The sequence below is a fragment of the Halorubrum sp. CGM5_25_10-8B genome (genome assembly GCF_005435095.1).
Lineage (GTDB): Archaea > Halobacteriota > Halobacteria > Halobacteriales > Haloferacaceae > Halorubrum > Halorubrum ezzemoulense.
The window spans coordinates 33,682-49,964 of the sequence record NZ_SGTY01000019.1 but is presented as its reverse complement, the minus strand read 5'-3'; the positions used below and the strand labels follow the sequence as shown (position 1 = coordinate 49,964).

Sequence of the window (16,283 nt, the reverse complement as noted above, 5' to 3'; positions counted from 1 at the left end):
TTTTGGGAAATAGAACGACGAACATCCTCGTTTGCGAATAGTTTTAGCAATGTCGCACTCGAGACAGCTCAAAATTGGCTCGAAGCCGTTGCTGTCTACCACAATTCACGCCAAACTTAACGCGACCAATAGCCGGAACCACTATTTACATTGCTAATCAATATCTGGTATGGAGTACAACGATATCGGACGTGGACCCGAGGTCGCCGACGCCGTCAGGGAATTTATTGAGGAAACGGTGCTTCCTGTCGAGCGCGAGTGGCTTGGTAGGGGACCGGTCCCACCAGCTGAAATCGAAGCGTTGCGTGACGCCGCACGCGACAGTGAGATTTACGCTCCGCAAGTCGACGAAGCGTACGGCGGACTTGGTCTCGGATTCCGTGAGATGCTCCCTGTGTTCGAGGAGGCGGGGCGAAGCCTACTCGGCCCAACCGCGCTTCGGTGTGCGGCACCGGATGAAGGGAACATGCATACCCTCGAGATCGCGGCCACTGACGACCAGAAGGAGCGCTGGCTCCGTCCGCTTGCGGCTGGCGAGATTGACTCCGGGTTCGCGATGACCGAGCCGATGCAGGGCGGGGGATCGGATCCGAAGATGCTGGGAACAACTGCGGAGAAGGACGGCGATGAGTGGGTCATCAACGGGCACAAGTGGTGGACAACTGGTGGTCTTGAGGCCAACCTGTTGTTGACCTTCGCCCGTACTGACCAGGAGGCACATCCATACGCCGGCTGTTCGGTTATCTTGGTGCCCGCTGACACTGACGGCGTTGAAATCGTTCGGAATATCCCGCACCTTGGCGAAGACTTAGTCGGAACAACACACGCCGAAATCCGGTTTGACAACGTTCGAGTGCCGGTCGAGAATACGCTCGGCGAAGAGAATGAGGGATTCAAGCTCGTACAACAGCGGCTTGGTCCGGCTCGACTTACTCACTGTATGCGATACGGCGGGATGGCCGACCGTGCGCTCGACATTGCGACCGCCTATCTCTCTGAACGGGAAGGGTTCGGTGAACCGCTCTCGGAGAAACAGGGGCCACGGTTCCGAATCGCTGATCGCCGCACCGAGCTTCACGCCGCCCGGACGATGGTGCGCCACGCCGCCAGACGGATCGCTGATGGTCACGAAGCGCGCATCGAGGTGGCGATGGCTAAGACCTTCGCAGCGAACGTGGCCCAGGAGGCGATTGACGACGCCCTCCAATTCTGTGGCGGTAACGGGATCGCCTACGACCTGCCGATTGCCCGGTTCCACGAGAACGTCCGGCAGTTCCGGATCGTTGATGGGGCCGATGAGGTCCACCGGCGGTCAATCGCGCGTGATGCCTTTGAGGATCCACCCACTGAGGAGTTAGCGCCTGTCACCCGGTTCGGTGAATTCGACTGACTTGACAACGAGCGTTGGTCGTCATTCCTCCCCGTTGTCTTCTTGGAACACCTCGAACAACTCCGGGTCGGTCCCGAACTTGAGGACGTTCGTCACGACGGAATTACGAAGATTATTTATGAGTTCTCCGTACTCCTTGTAGAAATCGTGGATCCACTTTGACTCCTGTTCGCGATCTTCGAACATCATGATCGTCTTCCACTGGTAATCGCCATCCGAGAGGAAGTACATGAAGGTATGGCGGCTTGATCGGACGTGTTCGAGTGCTTCTCGCCAATTCTCTTCGAACCCTTCTGGGTTAAATTGGAACTCGAACAACGAAAAGAAGAGATTCTCCTCGTTTGGAACAAGTGCTTCGCGGAACACGCCGTCTTTCCGCATTCGCCGGATTGACTCGCTAACGGTCACATGGGAGACGTCAATGCCGTGCTTTTCTTCGAGGAGGTCTCGGAGGCTACGGGAGGTGAGTTGTGGGTCGCGCGCAAGCTCCCGTAGAATAAGCGTGTCCCGCTCGGAGAGATTCCAGTCGGGATCCGTCTGCTTCTCGGGCATTCTTCCGTATATGTGGAATCGTCATGCTAATCAGTATTTGGACTGCGCGCGGCTAGGTTCCGTCCCAGGACCGGTGCGTTCTCTAGGGATTGCTCCGTGCTGACGCCCTCTAGGAGTCCTTAGGAATCGAGCTCGGCCTTTGCGTCATCAATCTCAATCGAACGCCTGTCACACACAGCCGGGGAATACGGTATCACCGTTGAGATGCGGTCAGAAGCCGATACAATCCGGACCTGCCCGGCGTGTGGTGAACAGGACGACACCGACCGGGATAGTGACGTATTCCGGTGTCCGTGTAGTCACGAAGCCCACGCAGACCTGTGCGCGTCTCGCACGTTCCTCGAACAACAGGCTGACGAAATTGAAGCTGGGTCGATAGTTCGGCCCGTGCGTCTCAGGTGGGACGACCACAACTGGTCGGAGGTATCACACTCTCCCGAGAGGGCAAGTCGCAACGAGGAGCGCACAAACCGGAGCCCAGACGACGGGAAACTTGCCTCCGTGGGTTCGGCATAGCCAACATCCCCACCGGAGGAATCCCACGGCTTCAGCCGTGGGAGGAAGTCAATCGGCAAGGAAACGGCCCAGCAGCTATAGATTGACTGATAGATTTATATGGAATAATAATTTTTTAAATGTAGAACACAGATATCAAGGTATGTACGATCTTACGGGCTTTCAGCGTGACTTGTTGTACATAACCGCCGGGCTTGATGACCCACATGGGCTGGCAATTCAAGATGAGCTCGGGGACTACTACGAAGAAGAGATCCACCACGGCCGGCTCTACCCCAATCTTGACACCCTTGTTGAGAAAGGGCTTGTTGAGAAAAGCCAGCGGGACAAGCGCACCAATGAGTATTCACTCACCCGCCGCGGCGAAAGAGAAATCCAGGCGAGAGCCGACTGGGAGGCTGAGTACATCACTCACGACAGCTGAAACCTGCTACACTAGACTCACAGCGGTAGCAGCGCGGAAGCCCACCCGTTTACGGGTGGGAGGAAGCGCGTCAGCACTGTGGCTCAATCCACTGAAACCATATCTTCTTGATCGAGCAGGACGGGGCAATATTTCATAATACGAAACCGATTAGCGAATCACCCAGAATATGACGCATTTAGCCCGATGACCTCGGCGGCGTTCTGCACGAGTTCTGGGATCTCGGTCTTGAAACGGTCTCCCCGCATCCGTGTAGCAGGCCCTGAAATACTGATGCCGCCAAGCAATTCCCCGTCCTTATTCGTAACAGGGGTCGCGACGCACCGGATAGCCTCGGCGCGTTCCTCATTGTCGAAGGCAACGCCACGCTCTCGTATCCCTTCAAGTTCGTCTTTGAGTGTCGCCTGGTCTGTCACGGTGTTACTGGTTTCGGCAGGCAGTCCATGCTGGTCAATGATTTCGTCGACACGGGCAGATGGCATTTCCGAGAGGATGGACTTCCCAATAGCGCACGTATGGAGATATTGCTCGGTACCCGTTGATGTGTCTAGATTCACGGCGTCCTCACCCGCACTGACCTGAATATACACGCCTTTGCCGTTTTCTTCGATCATCAGGTTCGCTAGCTCGCCGGTCTTCTCGGCGAGCGAATTAACTTGGGGTTTCCCAACGCTGTAGATATCTCGTTGGCGGCGGGTGAATGCGCCAAGCTCGAACAATCGGATGCCAAGGTGGTACTGGTCACCGCGCTTGATGACTAACCCCTCTTCCCGAAGTGTAGTGAGGTGGTGGTGTACCGTACTCTTATTATAGGAGAGTTCTCCGGCGATTTCGGTGACACCGCCTCCACCTTGCTCTTGTAGGACTGTCAGGATGCGACTTGTCTTTTTAATCGCTTGCACCCCGTTCGTCACCGAATCTGTCATACGTGGCCATAACTGTAGAGCCGCTTAAGTTTGTTCCACATTACCAAACAAGGCCCTTTCCATTGACTGAGCGAATTCGAAGCAGACAATTAGACAATAGTTAAACATCGATTAAATATTAGCAGCAAATCAACTAATATGGAAAGAAAATGAATGATTGTATAGTATTAATCCATTTTCATTCTGTTTCTTAGTAAGAAATCCAGAAATAATTTCTATACTACCAAATATTTATGTTCTCTGAGTGGCCTTGTGACAATGGTACTCTCACACAAGGTGATATAAATGACACAACGAAGCATGAAAAATGACCTCTAACTCACACGACGTGGTCGTGCTCCGCCGCGGTACAGAGGGACTTTCCCCTGAAGAGTATGGCCAAGAGATCCGCAAACGCCTGCCCGACTACACAGTCACAGTGGCGTCGACGCCGAAAGAAGAGCGAGAAGTAATCAAAACTGCTCGCATTGCTACAGGGATAACAATTAGCGAACAGCTGTTGGAACACGCTGAGCAACTTGAGCTGTTTGTCGTCGCGTCGTCCGGGTACAATCACTTACCGATGGACCGACTCGCGGAGAGCGACATCCGCGTTGTCAACGCCTCAGGTATCCACGCGCCAGGCATCGCCGAGCAGGTTTTTGGGTACATGCTGGCCTTTGCCCGGAAGTTACCAGAGGGTTGGAAACGCCAGCAAAGATCTGAGTGGCGCCATTACCAAGCTGAGGAGCTCAACGGGAGCACTGTGACCGTGGTCGGTCTCGGATCGGTCGGACACCATGTTCTCGAACGAACAGCTGGTTTCGGTGTCGAGACCATTGGAATCCGGTACACCCCCGAAAAGGGTGGGCCTGCCGACGAGATCGTTGGTTTCGACGAGAACCAGATCCATGACGCACTGGCTCGGACCGACTACTTGGTCCTCTCGTCGCCATTGACTGATACAACCCGGAACTTCCTCGACGAGGCCGCGCTTGCGACGCTTCCACCCAGTGCGCGAGTGATTAACGTTGCCCGGGGTGGGTTGGTCGATACTGACGCACTGACCCACGCCTTACAGACCGGCAGTATTGCCGGTGCGGCTATTGACACGACTGACCCCGAGCCACTCCCCTCAGAGCATCCGCTCTGGGACATGGGGAACGTCCAGATAACGCCGCACATGGCCGGACACACCCCGAAGCACTGGCCCCGGCTTGCGGAGGTGTTGGCTGACAGTGTGAAGTTGCTTGATGCGGGGCGCGAGTGGAACAGTATGACAAATTTAGTGGAGACGCCGTAGACCCACAATGACACACGATAAGACGAACACGACCGACGAACCAACCCAGCGCGAGCTCGAATCAATCACCGACGAAGAACTGAGTGGTCCCCGTATAGACCGCCGGACTTCACTGAAGCTCCTCTCAGCGGCCGGGATGGCTGCGGTAGCAGGCTGTGCAAGTTCGGAGGTTGATCAGTCCCCCTCGGACAACGAAAGTGGAGATGGTGGCGACGATGATTCCATGGGGGACGATTCGTCGTCGACAGAGGCCGAAGTCAGCATGGGTGGTACACTCCAGGCTGGCTGGATGCTGCCGAACATGGACGAGTTGGATCCGCCGTACATCAACCACACCGACAACATGGCGGCGATGGTGAATATCTTCGACGCCCTCGTGAAAATCGGTCCGGAGGGGGGCATCGTCGGGAACCTTGCTACCGACTGGACGGTGGACGGGACGAACATGACGTTCCAACTCCGCGATGATGTTACATTCCATAACGGTGAGTCGTTCACCGCCGAGGACGTTCGCTACACTATCTCGCGGACGATTAACGAGGAACTTCCCGCAGCTAGCGCCATCTCGAAGCTTCAAGCACCAGACGACGGGGGCGTCGTCGTCAATGGCGACTACGAGGTTGAACTCAACTGGACTGAGCGGTACGCGCCGGCGATGGCGTACCTAACCCGTCGGGGACGCGCGGCAACTGTAGTTAACAAGACCGCGATTGAGGAGATGGGCGGAGACTACGGTCTTGAACCGGTCGGTACTGGGCCATTCAAGGTAACCGGCCACGTGATCCAAGAGTCGGTCACGCTCGAGGCATTCGATGAGTACCATGAGACCGACGCCAACGGGAACTCGTTACCGTACCTCGATGGTGTCGAGATTAGTCTTGTCCCCGAACCCTCGACAGCGACGAGTGCGATCCGGTCTGGAGACCTCGACTTCCTCCAGACGGTCCCACCCCAGAGCTACGAGCAGGTGGCTAGCAATGATGGCATTTCCGCGAACTCACAGCCACTTAACGCGTGGCGTGGGTTGGAGATGAACCAGACGAAAGAGCCCTTCTCATCGAAGAAGTTCCGCCAGGGAATTGCCAAACTCATCGACTCTGAGCGGTTCGTCAACGAAGCGCTGTTCGGACTCGGCCAACCGGCAGTGGGGCCGCTATCGCCAGATTACTGGCCTGAACGTGACGACAAGCCACAATTCCAAGCTTACGCGCCAGAAGAAGGGAAAGAACTCATTCGCGAATCTGGGTACGAAGGCGCTGAATTCAACGTGATGGGACGTCCGGGCGAACTCCGCTGGGCGAGAGTGCTATCGACGATGCTCAACGAGTCTGGTGTCGTTAACGCGAAAGTTAACCAGGTCACTGGTTCGCAATCGAGCGAACTCATCCTAAACCTAGAGTACGACACGTGGGTCGGTGGGGGCGGTGCCCAGATCGACCCCGACGGCTGTCTCTACAACTACTTCACTCCCGACGGTATCTGGAACTGGACAGGGTACGGTGATGAGGAGACGACAAATCTCCTCAACCAACAGCGCCAAGAGATGGACAAAGACGCGCGTGGAGAGCTAATCAAGGAGGTTGAAGACAAGATAATGAAAGATACGCCTCACGCCTTCCTCTTCCACGCGGCAGGTACTATTGCGATGCAGTCATCGGTGAAGGGCTTCGTGCAGGTCCCCGGTCTACGTGCTTTCCATTCGACGTGGCTCGACAGATAACATGCTACAGTACATCCTGAAACGAACCGCTCACGCCTTGTTCGTCATGTGGTCCGTAGTGACGGCCGTGTTCCTGGGGCTCCGGTTTCTCCCGGGGAGCCCAGCCCGCAATGCGCTGGGTATCCGCGCCTCTGACGCGTCCGTTACCAACCTCACGACGGAGTTAGGACTAAATCAGCCGCTTCACGTACAGTACGTGAATTGGTTATTAGACCTTCTGACCCTCGACTTGGGTCAGAGTATTACCACCGACCAACAGGTGTCAGTACTCATCGCCCGCGCAGCACCAAAGACGATCTCTATCGGCCTCCTCGCTATCGCTATCGGGCTGACGATCGCCATCCCTGCCGGGATAATCAGCGCGACACGCCAGCGGGAACCGATTGATTACGCCGCTACCATCACCTCGTTCCTCGGCATTACGATGCCGGCGTTCTTCGTCGGCATCCTCCTCGTGTTGGTCTTCGGCGTCTGGCTTGACTTACTGCCAGCATTCGGCTACGTCCAACCTTCTGAGAGCATTACGGGCTGGTTGAGTCATCTGATACTCCCGGCGGTAGCCGTGGGACTGCCGTACTCGGCTATTGTGATGCGTATCACACGCTCATCGCTGTTAGAGACGCTCAATGAACCATATATGCAGACTGCCCGAGCGAAGGGCGTCTCTTCGAACGTACGGCTGGTCAAACACGCGTTACAGAATGCGATGATTCCGGTCGTGACCGTTGCCGGGATTCAAGTGGCAATCATCCTCATCGGGAGCGTCACCGTCGAGATCGTCTTTGGGATCAACGGACTCGGCCGATTGCTGGTCGATTTCATGCTTTCCCAAGACTACCCGGTCGTACAGGCCACCATCGTGCTCGTCGCCGGTGTGATGGTGTTCATGAACCTTCTCGTCGACATTCTGTACGTCTTCATTGACCCGAGAATCCGTCTCGAAGGTGGAGCATGAGTGACGACGCTATCGTCTCAGAGTACGTCGACGAATCGGACTTACCGTACGAGATCGAGTCAGATTCGGTTGAGACACCCCGAACAACATGGGAGCGGATCTGGCACGGGTTGCGTTCAGACAAGCTCGCGTTGCTTGGCGCGCTCATCGTGCTTGGATTTGTTCTGGTGGCGGTGTTCGCACCGCTGGTTGCGCCGCTTGATCCCGACCAGACGTACGAATTCATGAAACCGCCACTGTCGAGTTCCGTCGGGAATTTCGATTCGGATCCGGCAACTGAAAGGGCGTTTCACCTGCTCGGGACGGACGCCTACGGCCACGACATCCTCTCACAGATCGTCTACGGCTCACGTGTCTCCCTTACCGTCGCGTTCGGGACCATCGCCATCGCCTTTACAGCAGGGACCACTATCGGCCTGCTAGCTGGATACTACAGGGGAATCGTCGACACACTGCTGATGCGGTACATCGACTTCCAGTGGGCGTTCCCTGAACTCATCCTCGCAGTTGGGCTCATCGCGTTCACCGGTGGGACCGGGCTCTGGAACGTCGTTATCGCGATAGGCATCGCGTTCATCGACGACTTTGCTCGGCTGGTTCGCGGCGAAGTGCTCTCTCTCAGGCAGGAAGAGTACGTAACGGCTGCCAAGTCCGTCGGTGAGACTGACCGCCGAATCATGTCCCGGGAGATTCTTCCCAACGCGGTTGCGCCGATAATCGTTCAGGCCACATTCATGATCCCACTCGCCATCCTCGCGGAAGCATCGTTGTCATTCCTCGGCCTCGGACTCAACCCCACAACACCGACGTGGGGCATCCTCATCTCCGCCGGGCGGAACTACCTCCAGCAGGCGTGGTGGATCAGCGTCATGCCAGGACTGGCCATCATGATCACCGTCCTCGGATTCAACATGTTCGGGGACGGCCTCCGCGACGTGTTTGACATCAGTGACACGGAGGTGGACCGCCGATGAGTCTCCTCGAAGTTCAAGGACTCAAGACGGCGTTTCATACCGCCGAGGGAACCGTCCAAGCGGTTGATGATGTCGACATACGAATCGACCCCGGCGAAATCGTCGGGCTCGTCGGAGAGAGTGGGAGCGGAAAGAGCGTTCTCGCACGGAGTATTATGGGGCTCGTCGAGAGCCCCGGTGAGGTAAGCGCTGAAGAGATTCGACTGAACGGTCAGTCGCTTCAAAAGATGTCCGACGAGGACCTCCGCGCTGTCCGTGGAAACTCGATCTCGATGATCTTCCAGGATCCGGTTAATAGCCTCAATCCCACTCTACAGGTCGGTGAACAGATTGCTGAAAACATCCGACTCCATCAAGACGTAAATGAATCCGTTACCCTCTCTGCAGAGGTCAAACGGAAGATACTGGGCGCGGCAAAAAACGCCGAATCGTGGCAGCGCGCCATCGAGATGCTTGAGTCAGTCGGCATCCCGGAGGCCGAGAGCCGAGCACAGTCCTATCCTCACGAGTTCTCGGGAGGAATGGCACAACGCGCAATGGTCGCGATGGCGCTTTCATGCCAGCCTGACCTCCTCATCGCCGACGAGCCAACGACTGGGCTTGACGTGACGATACAGGCACAGATACTCGACGAACTCGAGGCATTGTTGACCGAATTCGACACGTCGATTCTCCTCATCACTCACGACCTCGCTGTTGTTGCGGAGACGACGACGCGGGCAAACGTGATGTACGCTGGTGAAATTATTGAACGGGCGCCAACTGAAGAGTTGTTCGACAATCCGGCCCACCCGTATACTGAGGCACTCATCGCGAGCACGCCTCGACTCGAGAACCCTGATGACCGGATTGAGCCCATTCCCGGGAGTGTCCCAGACCTCATCGACATTCCGTACGCGTGTCACTTCTCACCGCGGTGCCCTGAAGCGACTGAGGAGTGTTTCGAGCTGGAGCCAGAACCGGTTGATATCGGCACTAATCATGAAGCCAGTTGTCTCAAGCGCGAGCCGGTGGGAGATCTATGACTGCGGCACCACCCAGCGAACCGTTATTAGAGGTGACTGGACTGAAGAAACACTACAGTCAATCAGACAGTTTCCTCGACCGTATTCTCGGTCGAAGTGGTTCGGTTCATGCTGTCGATGGCGTCGATCTTTCGATCGACTCTGGTGAAACACTCGCAGTCGTCGGCGAGTCAGGGTGTGGGAAAACAACCCTCGGCCATACGGTGCTCCGACTGGAGGAGCCGACTGCAGGGTCGATAACGTACGAGGGAACTGAACTCACCGATGCGTCGGACACCGAGATGCGGAGCTTCCGACGGGAGATGCAGATGATCTTCCAAGACCCGCAGGGGTCGCTTAACCCCCGGAAAACGGTCGGAGAAGTGCTACAGGCACCCCTCCGCGTCCACGATATTGGTGAACCGGAGGACCGACGCGAGAAAGTAAAGCAAATGCTCGATCGGGTCGGTCTTAAACCGAACCATGTGAACCGCCACCCACGGCAGTTCAGCGGTGGTCAACAGCAGCGCCTTGGGATCGCACGAGCGCTCATGGTTGAGCCAAAACTAATCGTTGCTGACGAGCCGACGAGCGCTCTGGACGTAAGCGTCCAAGCTCAGATTCTGAACTTACTCGCTGAGTTACAGGATGAAATGGATCTCGCACTCATGTTCATCACGCACGACCTGTCCGTCGTTCGGCATACTGCCGACCGGGTCGCCGTGATGTACTTGGGTGAAATCGTTGAATCAGGTCCGACGGAGCAAATATTCGACAACCCACGTCATCCTTATACACGGTCGCTGCTCTCCGCAGTGCCACGGATTGACCCAGAGGTGCGCACTGAACGGCAGCTACTCGACGGAGCCGTTCCCTCACCAATTGATCCGCCGAGCGGTTGTCGATTCCACACCCGCTGTCCCGCCATCATCCCACCTGAAGACTGGCAGGGTTCACAGTCGCTGTTCCGGACGGCGTTTGACTTCCGCAAGCGGATTTTGAGCGGTGATATCGATATCTCCGCGATTGAGACACGGCTTGACGCCAAGGGTGAAAAGGCAACGGCGGCGTCTGTTGCTGAACACCTTCTCAATCGAACATTCGGAGACCAGCTCGATGAGCTCTCTGCGGATCGACAGTCCGCGTTGCGTGACGCCGCCACGGAGTTAGCCCAAGGAAACGAGACAGCTACACGTCAGCAGGTAGAGGCGGCTCTGCCGTCACCCTGTGTGAGTAGTTCTCCTTCAGCGTATTCAGCAGGTCCAGACCACGAGGCCTCCTGTTTGCGAGAAGATGAGGCGTACAATAGCCAACCATGAGCGGTAGTTACCTAACAGAGACACGACAATGACATTCCAAATTGACGACCTGCGACAGCTCATCGATGCCCGCGGGCCATCGGGTGATGAACACTCTGTTGCGGCGGTGTTCAGGACGCTCATCGAGTCGCATGTCGATGACGTGTCGACCGATGACTTCGGTAATCTTGTCGCGACCAGCGAGGGGGCCAGAGACGCTCCCGAGATTCTGCTCGCGGCACACACCGACGAATTGGCGTTCCTGATTGACGAGATCACCGACGACGGGTTCCTTCGGTTCAGTTGGCTCGGCGCCCATTATCCCGGAAACTTCGCCGGACAGCGCGTCGAAGTTGGTCCAGAGCGGGTTCCGGGGGTCATTGGCCCGAAATCGCGTCACCGGATGGATGACGAGGAAGCCAGGTCACTTCCTGAGGACTGGTATATCGACCTTGGTGCTGACTCCGAGGAGGCAGTCGAGCAGCTCGACGTTCGAGTTGGCGACTACGCGACGTGGGACCGTGGGCTCGTTAGTCTAGCGGGCGGACGGTTCTCAGGCCGTGCCATTGATGATCGGCTCGGACTGGCCATCCTTGCTGCCGTCGCTAGGACCACTGATACTGACGCGACAGTTCACTACGCCGCTGTCGCTCAGGAGGAGCCAGGACTTCGGGGAGCGGAGACAACTGGGTACCAAGTAGACCCCGACATCGCACTCGCAGTCGACGTTTTCCCAGGTAACCACCCTGGTGATGATGACCGGTTCGAAGTACCGCTTGGCGGTGGGCCAGCGGTCGAGTTGGCTGAAGGCGTCGGACAGATGCTCAACGGAGTTCTCGTCAACCGTCAGGTCCGGGAGTGGATCCGCCGTGCTGGGAGTGAAGCAGATGTTGAGCCCACGAACTGCGTGTTTCGAAACGGATTCACCGACGCACGTGCGCTCCAGACTATCCGTGGAGGTCGACACGCAGGGACCGTCTCGGTGCCGTGCCGCTACACGCACTCGCCTGTCGAAACGTTCCAAAAATCGGATGCTGTCGAGACGGTCTCTCTGCTCTCGGCTGCGCTCACGACACCGTTTCCTTCGCGAGAGGAATCGCGCTGAAACCGACACAACACGACACAACGAGACCACGACACAATCATGACAGACGACAACACGACTCACGATACGATCACGGTTGCGATGCTCGGTGCTGGTGCATGGGCAGATCACGCGCACATCCCCGGGTGGCAGCGAGACCCACGAAGCGAGATCACGGTGATGTGTGACGTCGAACTCGACAAGGCGGAAGCGTACGCAGAGAAGTTCGACATTCCTCAGGCGACCGATGACTGGGAAGAGGCAGTAACCCATCCCGAGGTCGATGTCGTTGACGTGGCCACGCCCTCGTCGACGCACTTCGAACTCGCGATGGCCGCGCTTGAAGCTGACAAGCACGTCTTATGCGAGAAACCGGTTGCTCACGACTGGGAAGATACTCAGCGGGCGGCCGAACTTGCGGAGCAGAAAGATCTGAAAACGAAAGTTGGCTTCACATTCCGGTACAGTCCGGGAATTCAGTATGCGAAATACCTCATGGATGAGGAAGGGTTCGTTGGTGAGCCGTTCATTTTCAACGGCTACGAACAGAATTCACAGTTCCTCGACCCTGACGAACCGCTCCGACAGGAGGATCCTGATGCTGACCAGTCGGAGATACAAGTCGCTTCTATTGAGGGGTACGGTGCGCCGATAATCGATATTGGCCATTGGTGGGCTGGCGCTCACTATGACCGTGTCGTCGGGCGAATGATGAATTTCGTCCCCGAGAGGCGGGTCCGAGAGGCAGATACGGACGAGCGGATTCCGATGAACATCGACGACGGTGATACGTTCATCGGCGAGTACGAGAACGGAACACTCGGCACAATCCAGACGAGTTTCGTTACCGTCGGCAACTACCCTGGTGTCGAGGCTCGCATCTACGGCAGTGAAGGTGCCATCATTTGTCGACTTGTAGAAGAAGACGGGAAAGCTGAGACGATTCACACTGCTACAAAAGACGACGTGGAATTCGAGCAACGCGAAATCCCAGACCGCTTCTACCCTGAGGGTGGCTCCAACGAGGAGTCTTGGCGGACGTTATTTTACGCAAACCTGATCAAGGACTTCATCGACGAAATAACGGGTGTCTCCGACCGAAATCAGGGGAACTTTCGCGACGGTGTGATGGTACAGCAGTCGATCAACGCGTTCGAAGAGTCACACCGAAACGACGAGTGGACGGGGGTCCCTGACGCATGAACACCGCAGCAGATCTCGAGACGTTCGAAGAGTGGCTGGACGCGTTTTTTGCGTCTTACTACAAGCGTCGTCCGGTCAACGCGACGTTCATCGGTGTCCACGACTACGACGACGAACTACCCGATTTCTCGACTGAGGGCGTCGCGAGCGCCGTCGACGAGATCGATCGATTACGTGCTGAACTAGACCGGTTTCCAACTGAGGACCTCACCGAGCGCCAGCAGCTCGACCGAAAGCTCGCAGCCGGCGCTCTCGACATCCAACGCTGGGAGTACGAGGGAACGCACTTCCACCAGTCGAACCCCTGTATATACACTGGTGAAGCAGTTTTCGGGGTTGCTTCACTGTTCCTTACGAAGTTCGCACCGTTATCCGAACGCGTCGACAGTGCCATCTCGCGCATGGAAGCAATTCCGGGCTTTCTGTCGGAGGCACAGGAGACGCTCGGTCCCGTCCCCGAGCACTGGCTGTGGCGAGCGAACGACGAGGTGTCGGCCGCACTGGCACTGTTTGGCGACGGCCTCGGGACGTTAGCGGAGACAAAGAACATTGACGATCCAGCGTTCGCGGCTGCCGCGTCAGAGGCATATGATGCGTTCAAGCGGTTCGGGACGTTCCTTGATTCCGTTGAGACGACTACTGCCCACGCCGCGGGCGAGGAAGCGCTCTCTCTTGTGCTCGAACGTGGTCATTTCCGCGAGGAATCACCCGATGAGATTCTCGCGCTGGGTGAGAAGCACCTCGCCCGGTCGAACGAGGAACTTGAGGCCGGACTCGATGATTTTCCTGAAGATAACGTTGATGAGGCGCTGGCTGCGCTGGCCGACGACCATCCAAGCGCGGAGGAGTACTACGAACGACACACGGAGTGCTGGGAAAAGTGTCGAGACATCTCGGACGGGCGATTCATCGATTGGCCAGAGTATCCGTTAGAGTACGTTCCACGACCAGAGTGGGTCCGCGAGGCTGCGCAGGATCTCTACTTCTTGTTTTACCGTGCTCCCGCACCACATGATGATGTCGAGCCAGTTGAATACTTGCTCGAACCGGTCGAACCGACGATGGATGAGGAGCGCCGGGAACGCCGGCTCCGGCGGTGGAACACTAGTCAAATAAAACTCAATCACGTTGCTCACCACGGCGGGCTCGGGCACCACGTCCAGAACCATCGGGCATACAACGTTGCTGACTCCCGTATCGGCCAGATGGCCGCAGTCGACACACCCTATCGGATCGCACTCTGTTGCGGTGGGACGATGGCCGAGGGGTGGTCACCGTACGCCAGCGAACTCTTGCGAGAGACGGATTTCCTCACTGACCGAGAGGCGTACTCGCTTCACGCAACTCGTCGTCGAATGGCAGCCCGCGCTGTTGTAGATGTGAAGCTCCACCGTGATGAGTTCACTGCCGACGAAGCGATAGCGTACTACCAAGATGTCGCTGGCATGGACGAGGGGGGCGCTCGATACGAAGTTGTGAAAAACAGCATGTTCCCTGGAATGGCGGCCATGTATCTGCTCGGACTGCTTGACGTGTGGGAGATTCGTCGGGAACTCGAGGCCGAACTGGGTGCGGCGTTCAACCTCCAAGAGTTCCACGAGTCACTGCTCAGTTCGGGCTCTGTCCCACTCACACTGAAACAAGCACAACTACGAGAGAGCTATGTCAATTAAACTGTCTGACCGGACGTTAGCGTACGCTGAAGAGCTCACCGATGCCGTCCTCGGGCTGGACGCCCTCTATCGTGAGGAGTCTGGCGACGAAGTGGGGCTTGCGGTGTTGAATCTCTCCCCTACACCACGGACGCCTGAATCGTTCAGCGACTACGAAGACGTGGTGGAAGCGTTTTCGACATTACGAGACCGTGCTGGAGACCTACCTGAACGGGACCGACGGACGTACTATCAGCAGTTCTGCGACTCGATGTGTGCTTTTGCCGAGTGGCGACAAGACGGGCTGCCACTCTCGGAACAGATCGAACGGTTCCTCCACGTTCCAGCCGATCCGCCGTCGACAGCAGAACTCAACGAACTCCGTGCGGAACTTTCTTCCGTACTTGATAGACTTGGCTACGAGGGTGACGCTCAGTCCCAGTGTCGTGCGTGGAAGGATGCCACCACCGTACCAGCTGCGGAGGCGCCGGAGGTTCTCGAATCGGAGATGGACCGTATGCGAGACCTGACGCTTGCGGGGCTCGACACTGCTCCTGAGAACGTTGACCAGATTGGTGCCGCAGGCGTAAGCGGTGCCTCGTTTAACGCTAAGTGTGATTTTGCCAACGGCGAGGTCGTCATAAACACCGATCCACAGCTCACTCGGCCGTGGCTCCGGAAGTTGGCTGTACACGAGGGGTATCCGGGACATGTGCTACAGTTCTCTCTCCGACGCCAGTGGTACGAGGACAGTCGTGCGCCTGCAGATGGGCTCCTCTCAGTCGTCAATTGCGCAAGTTCAACGACGTTCGAAGGTATTGCTGACAGTGGATTAGCGCTCCTCGATACCCAACCGGAAGCGGACCACGCAGCTAGCCTTGTCGGCCGGTATCAGATGGGTATCGCAACCGCTGCGGCGTGGCGCTACCATGCGGAGGATTGGCCGGAGCAAGACGTTCACGAGTGGCTGTCCGAACAGGCCATATACGGTGACGAGGAGTGGGTGAAGAGCCGTGTTGGATTCCTTACGGCCCCCGAGCGGGCAACCTTGATGTGGTCATACTGGCACGGCGAGCCAGCTGTCACGTCAGCCATCGAGTCGGTAGACCCGTCAGCGTTCGACACGTTTGTTGAGTTCCTGTATGGGCGGATGCATTCCACGGAGTCAATTACACAGTTCGATCCAAACGGTTCCACGTAGCGACTGTCGGCTGCTTTTGAGAGCTATGGACATCCTAACTTGGGTACGTGACCGAAGTGAAGGCGAAGAGCATGTCTACGCGCCGAACGTCGACTGTACCCT

Annotated in this window: 14 protein-coding genes and 2 pseudogenes; 14 read left to right on the top strand and 2 right to left on the bottom strand. The window is 56.9% G+C overall.

Features of this window, described 5'->3' with window-relative positions; all coding sequences use genetic code 11:
- Nucleotides 1–120: pseudogene (locus EXE51_RS18010) on the top strand (IS6 family transposase); the annotation flags it as partial.
- A gap of 49 nt (nt 121–169) precedes the next feature.
- Nucleotides 170–1,390, top strand: coding sequence for an acyl-CoA dehydrogenase family protein (locus EXE51_RS14930; protein ID WP_094593071.1), 1,221 nt, complete (start codon nt 170–172; stop codon nt 1,388–1,390).
- A 21-nt stretch (nt 1,391–1,411) separates the two neighbouring features.
- Here EXE51_RS14930 and EXE51_RS14925 read toward each other — a convergent pair whose 3' ends face one another.
- Nucleotides 1,412–1,942: a winged helix-turn-helix domain-containing protein gene (locus EXE51_RS14925; protein ID WP_094494242.1), complete on the bottom strand. Its 531-nt coding sequence runs from the start codon at nt 1,940–1,942 to the stop codon at nt 1,412–1,414.
- Between the two features lie 156 nt (nt 1,943–2,098).
- Between EXE51_RS14925 and EXE51_RS14920 the strand changes: the two are divergent.
- A pseudogene (locus tag EXE51_RS14920) lies at nt 2,099–2,458 on the top strand (zinc ribbon domain-containing protein); the annotation flags it as partial.
- A 142-nt stretch (nt 2,459–2,600) separates the two neighbouring features.
- Entirely contained in the window at nt 2,601–2,882 is a 282-nt protein-coding gene (locus tag EXE51_RS14915) for a helix-turn-helix transcriptional regulator (RefSeq protein WP_049933141.1), read from the top strand.
- 158 nt (nt 2,883–3,040) lie between these two features.
- Here EXE51_RS14915 and EXE51_RS14910 read toward each other — a convergent pair whose 3' ends face one another.
- Nucleotides 3,041–3,808, bottom strand: a complete 768-nt coding sequence (locus EXE51_RS14910) for an IclR family transcriptional regulator (RefSeq protein WP_137692957.1) — start codon at nt 3,806–3,808, stop codon at nt 3,041–3,043.
- Between the two features lie 307 nt (nt 3,809–4,115).
- Here EXE51_RS14910 and EXE51_RS14905 point away from each other — a divergent pair, with 307 nt between their 5' ends.
- The 10 genes from EXE51_RS14905 to EXE51_RS14860 are packed head-to-tail and all read left to right on the top strand — an operon-like array spanning nt 4,116 to nt 16,181.
- A complete protein-coding gene (locus EXE51_RS14905) occupies nt 4,116–5,090 on the top strand; it encodes a D-2-hydroxyacid dehydrogenase (protein ID WP_094494244.1) in 975 nt (324 codons plus the stop codon).
- Between the two features lie 7 nt (nt 5,091–5,097).
- Nucleotides 5,098–6,810, top strand: a complete 1,713-nt coding sequence (locus EXE51_RS14900) for an ABC transporter substrate-binding protein (protein ID WP_094494245.1) — start codon at nt 5,098–5,100, stop codon at nt 6,808–6,810.
- Nucleotide 6,811: 1 nt separating this feature from the next.
- The gene (locus tag EXE51_RS14895; protein WP_094494246.1) at nt 6,812–7,765 is read left to right on the top strand and encodes an ABC transporter permease; all 954 of its coding nucleotides are present in this window, start codon (nt 6,812–6,814) and stop codon (nt 7,763–7,765) included.
- The gene (locus tag EXE51_RS14890) at nt 7,762–8,739 is read left to right on the top strand and encodes an ABC transporter permease (protein WP_094494247.1); all 978 of its coding nucleotides are present in this window, start codon (nt 7,762–7,764) and stop codon (nt 8,737–8,739) included. Before EXE51_RS14895 ends, EXE51_RS14890 begins: the two co-directional genes overlap by 4 nt.
- Nucleotides 8,736–9,764, top strand: coding sequence for an ABC transporter ATP-binding protein (locus EXE51_RS14885; protein WP_137692956.1), 1,029 nt, complete (start codon nt 8,736–8,738; stop codon nt 9,762–9,764). Before EXE51_RS14890 ends, EXE51_RS14885 begins: the two co-directional genes overlap by 4 nt.
- Nucleotides 9,761–11,062, top strand: a complete 1,302-nt coding sequence (locus EXE51_RS14880; protein WP_137692955.1) for an ABC transporter ATP-binding protein — start codon at nt 9,761–9,763, stop codon at nt 11,060–11,062. The genes EXE51_RS14885 and EXE51_RS14880 overlap by 4 nt, the downstream gene beginning before the upstream one ends.
- A gap of 28 nt (nt 11,063–11,090) precedes the next feature.
- Nucleotides 11,091–12,146, top strand: a complete 1,056-nt coding sequence (locus EXE51_RS14875) for a M42 family metallopeptidase (protein ID WP_137692954.1) — start codon at nt 11,091–11,093, stop codon at nt 12,144–12,146.
- A gap of 39 nt (nt 12,147–12,185) precedes the next feature.
- Nucleotides 12,186–13,328: a Gfo/Idh/MocA family protein gene (locus tag EXE51_RS14870; RefSeq protein WP_094494251.1), complete on the top strand. Its 1,143-nt coding sequence runs from the start codon at nt 12,186–12,188 to the stop codon at nt 13,326–13,328.
- On the top strand, nt 13,325–15,001 hold the full coding sequence (locus tag EXE51_RS14865; protein WP_137692953.1) for a DUF885 family protein: 1,677 nt from the start codon (nt 13,325–13,327) through the stop codon (nt 14,999–15,001). Before EXE51_RS14870 ends, EXE51_RS14865 begins: the two co-directional genes overlap by 4 nt.
- Entirely contained in the window at nt 14,991–16,181 is a 1,191-nt protein-coding gene (locus EXE51_RS14860) for a DUF885 domain-containing protein (RefSeq protein ID WP_137692952.1), read from the top strand. The genes EXE51_RS14865 and EXE51_RS14860 overlap by 11 nt, the downstream gene beginning before the upstream one ends.
- The last annotated feature ends 102 nt before the right edge of the window (nt 16,182–16,283 follow it).

Bases quoted from the DNA above. Each gene is read 5' to 3' on its own strand.
- EXE51_RS14890 (WP_094494247.1), top strand. From the start codon at position 7,762: ATGAGTGACGACGCTATCGTCTCAGAGTACGTCGACGAATCGGACTTA.
- EXE51_RS14885 (WP_137692956.1), top strand. From the start codon at position 8,736: ATGAGTCTCCTCGAAGTTCAAGGACTCAAGACGGCGTTTCATACCGCC.
- EXE51_RS14925 (WP_094494242.1), bottom strand. From the start codon at position 1,942: ATGCCCGAGAAGCAGACGGATCCCGACTGGAATCTCTCCGAGCGGGAC.
- EXE51_RS14900 (WP_094494245.1), top strand. From the start codon at position 5,098: ATGACACACGATAAGACGAACACGACCGACGAACCAACCCAGCGCGAG.
- EXE51_RS14860 (WP_137692952.1), top strand. From the start codon at position 14,991: ATGTCAATTAAACTGTCTGACCGGACGTTAGCGTACGCTGAAGAGCTC.
- EXE51_RS14870 (WP_094494251.1), top strand. From the start codon at position 12,186: ATGACAGACGACAACACGACTCACGATACGATCACGGTTGCGATGCTC.
- EXE51_RS14910 (WP_137692957.1), bottom strand. From the start codon at position 3,808: ATGACAGATTCGGTGACGAACGGGGTGCAAGCGATTAAAAAGACAAGT.
- EXE51_RS14865 (WP_137692953.1), top strand. From the start codon at position 13,325: ATGAACACCGCAGCAGATCTCGAGACGTTCGAAGAGTGGCTGGACGCG.
- EXE51_RS14895 (WP_094494246.1), top strand. From the start codon at position 6,812: ATGCTACAGTACATCCTGAAACGAACCGCTCACGCCTTGTTCGTCATG.
- EXE51_RS14915 (WP_049933141.1), top strand. From the start codon at position 2,601: ATGTACGATCTTACGGGCTTTCAGCGTGACTTGTTGTACATAACCGCC.
- EXE51_RS14930 (WP_094593071.1), top strand. From the start codon at position 170: ATGGAGTACAACGATATCGGACGTGGACCCGAGGTCGCCGACGCCGTC.
- EXE51_RS14875 (WP_137692954.1), top strand. From the start codon at position 11,091: ATGACATTCCAAATTGACGACCTGCGACAGCTCATCGATGCCCGCGGG.
- EXE51_RS14905 (WP_094494244.1), top strand. From the start codon at position 4,116: ATGACCTCTAACTCACACGACGTGGTCGTGCTCCGCCGCGGTACAGAG.
- EXE51_RS14880 (WP_137692955.1), top strand. From the start codon at position 9,761: ATGACTGCGGCACCACCCAGCGAACCGTTATTAGAGGTGACTGGACTG.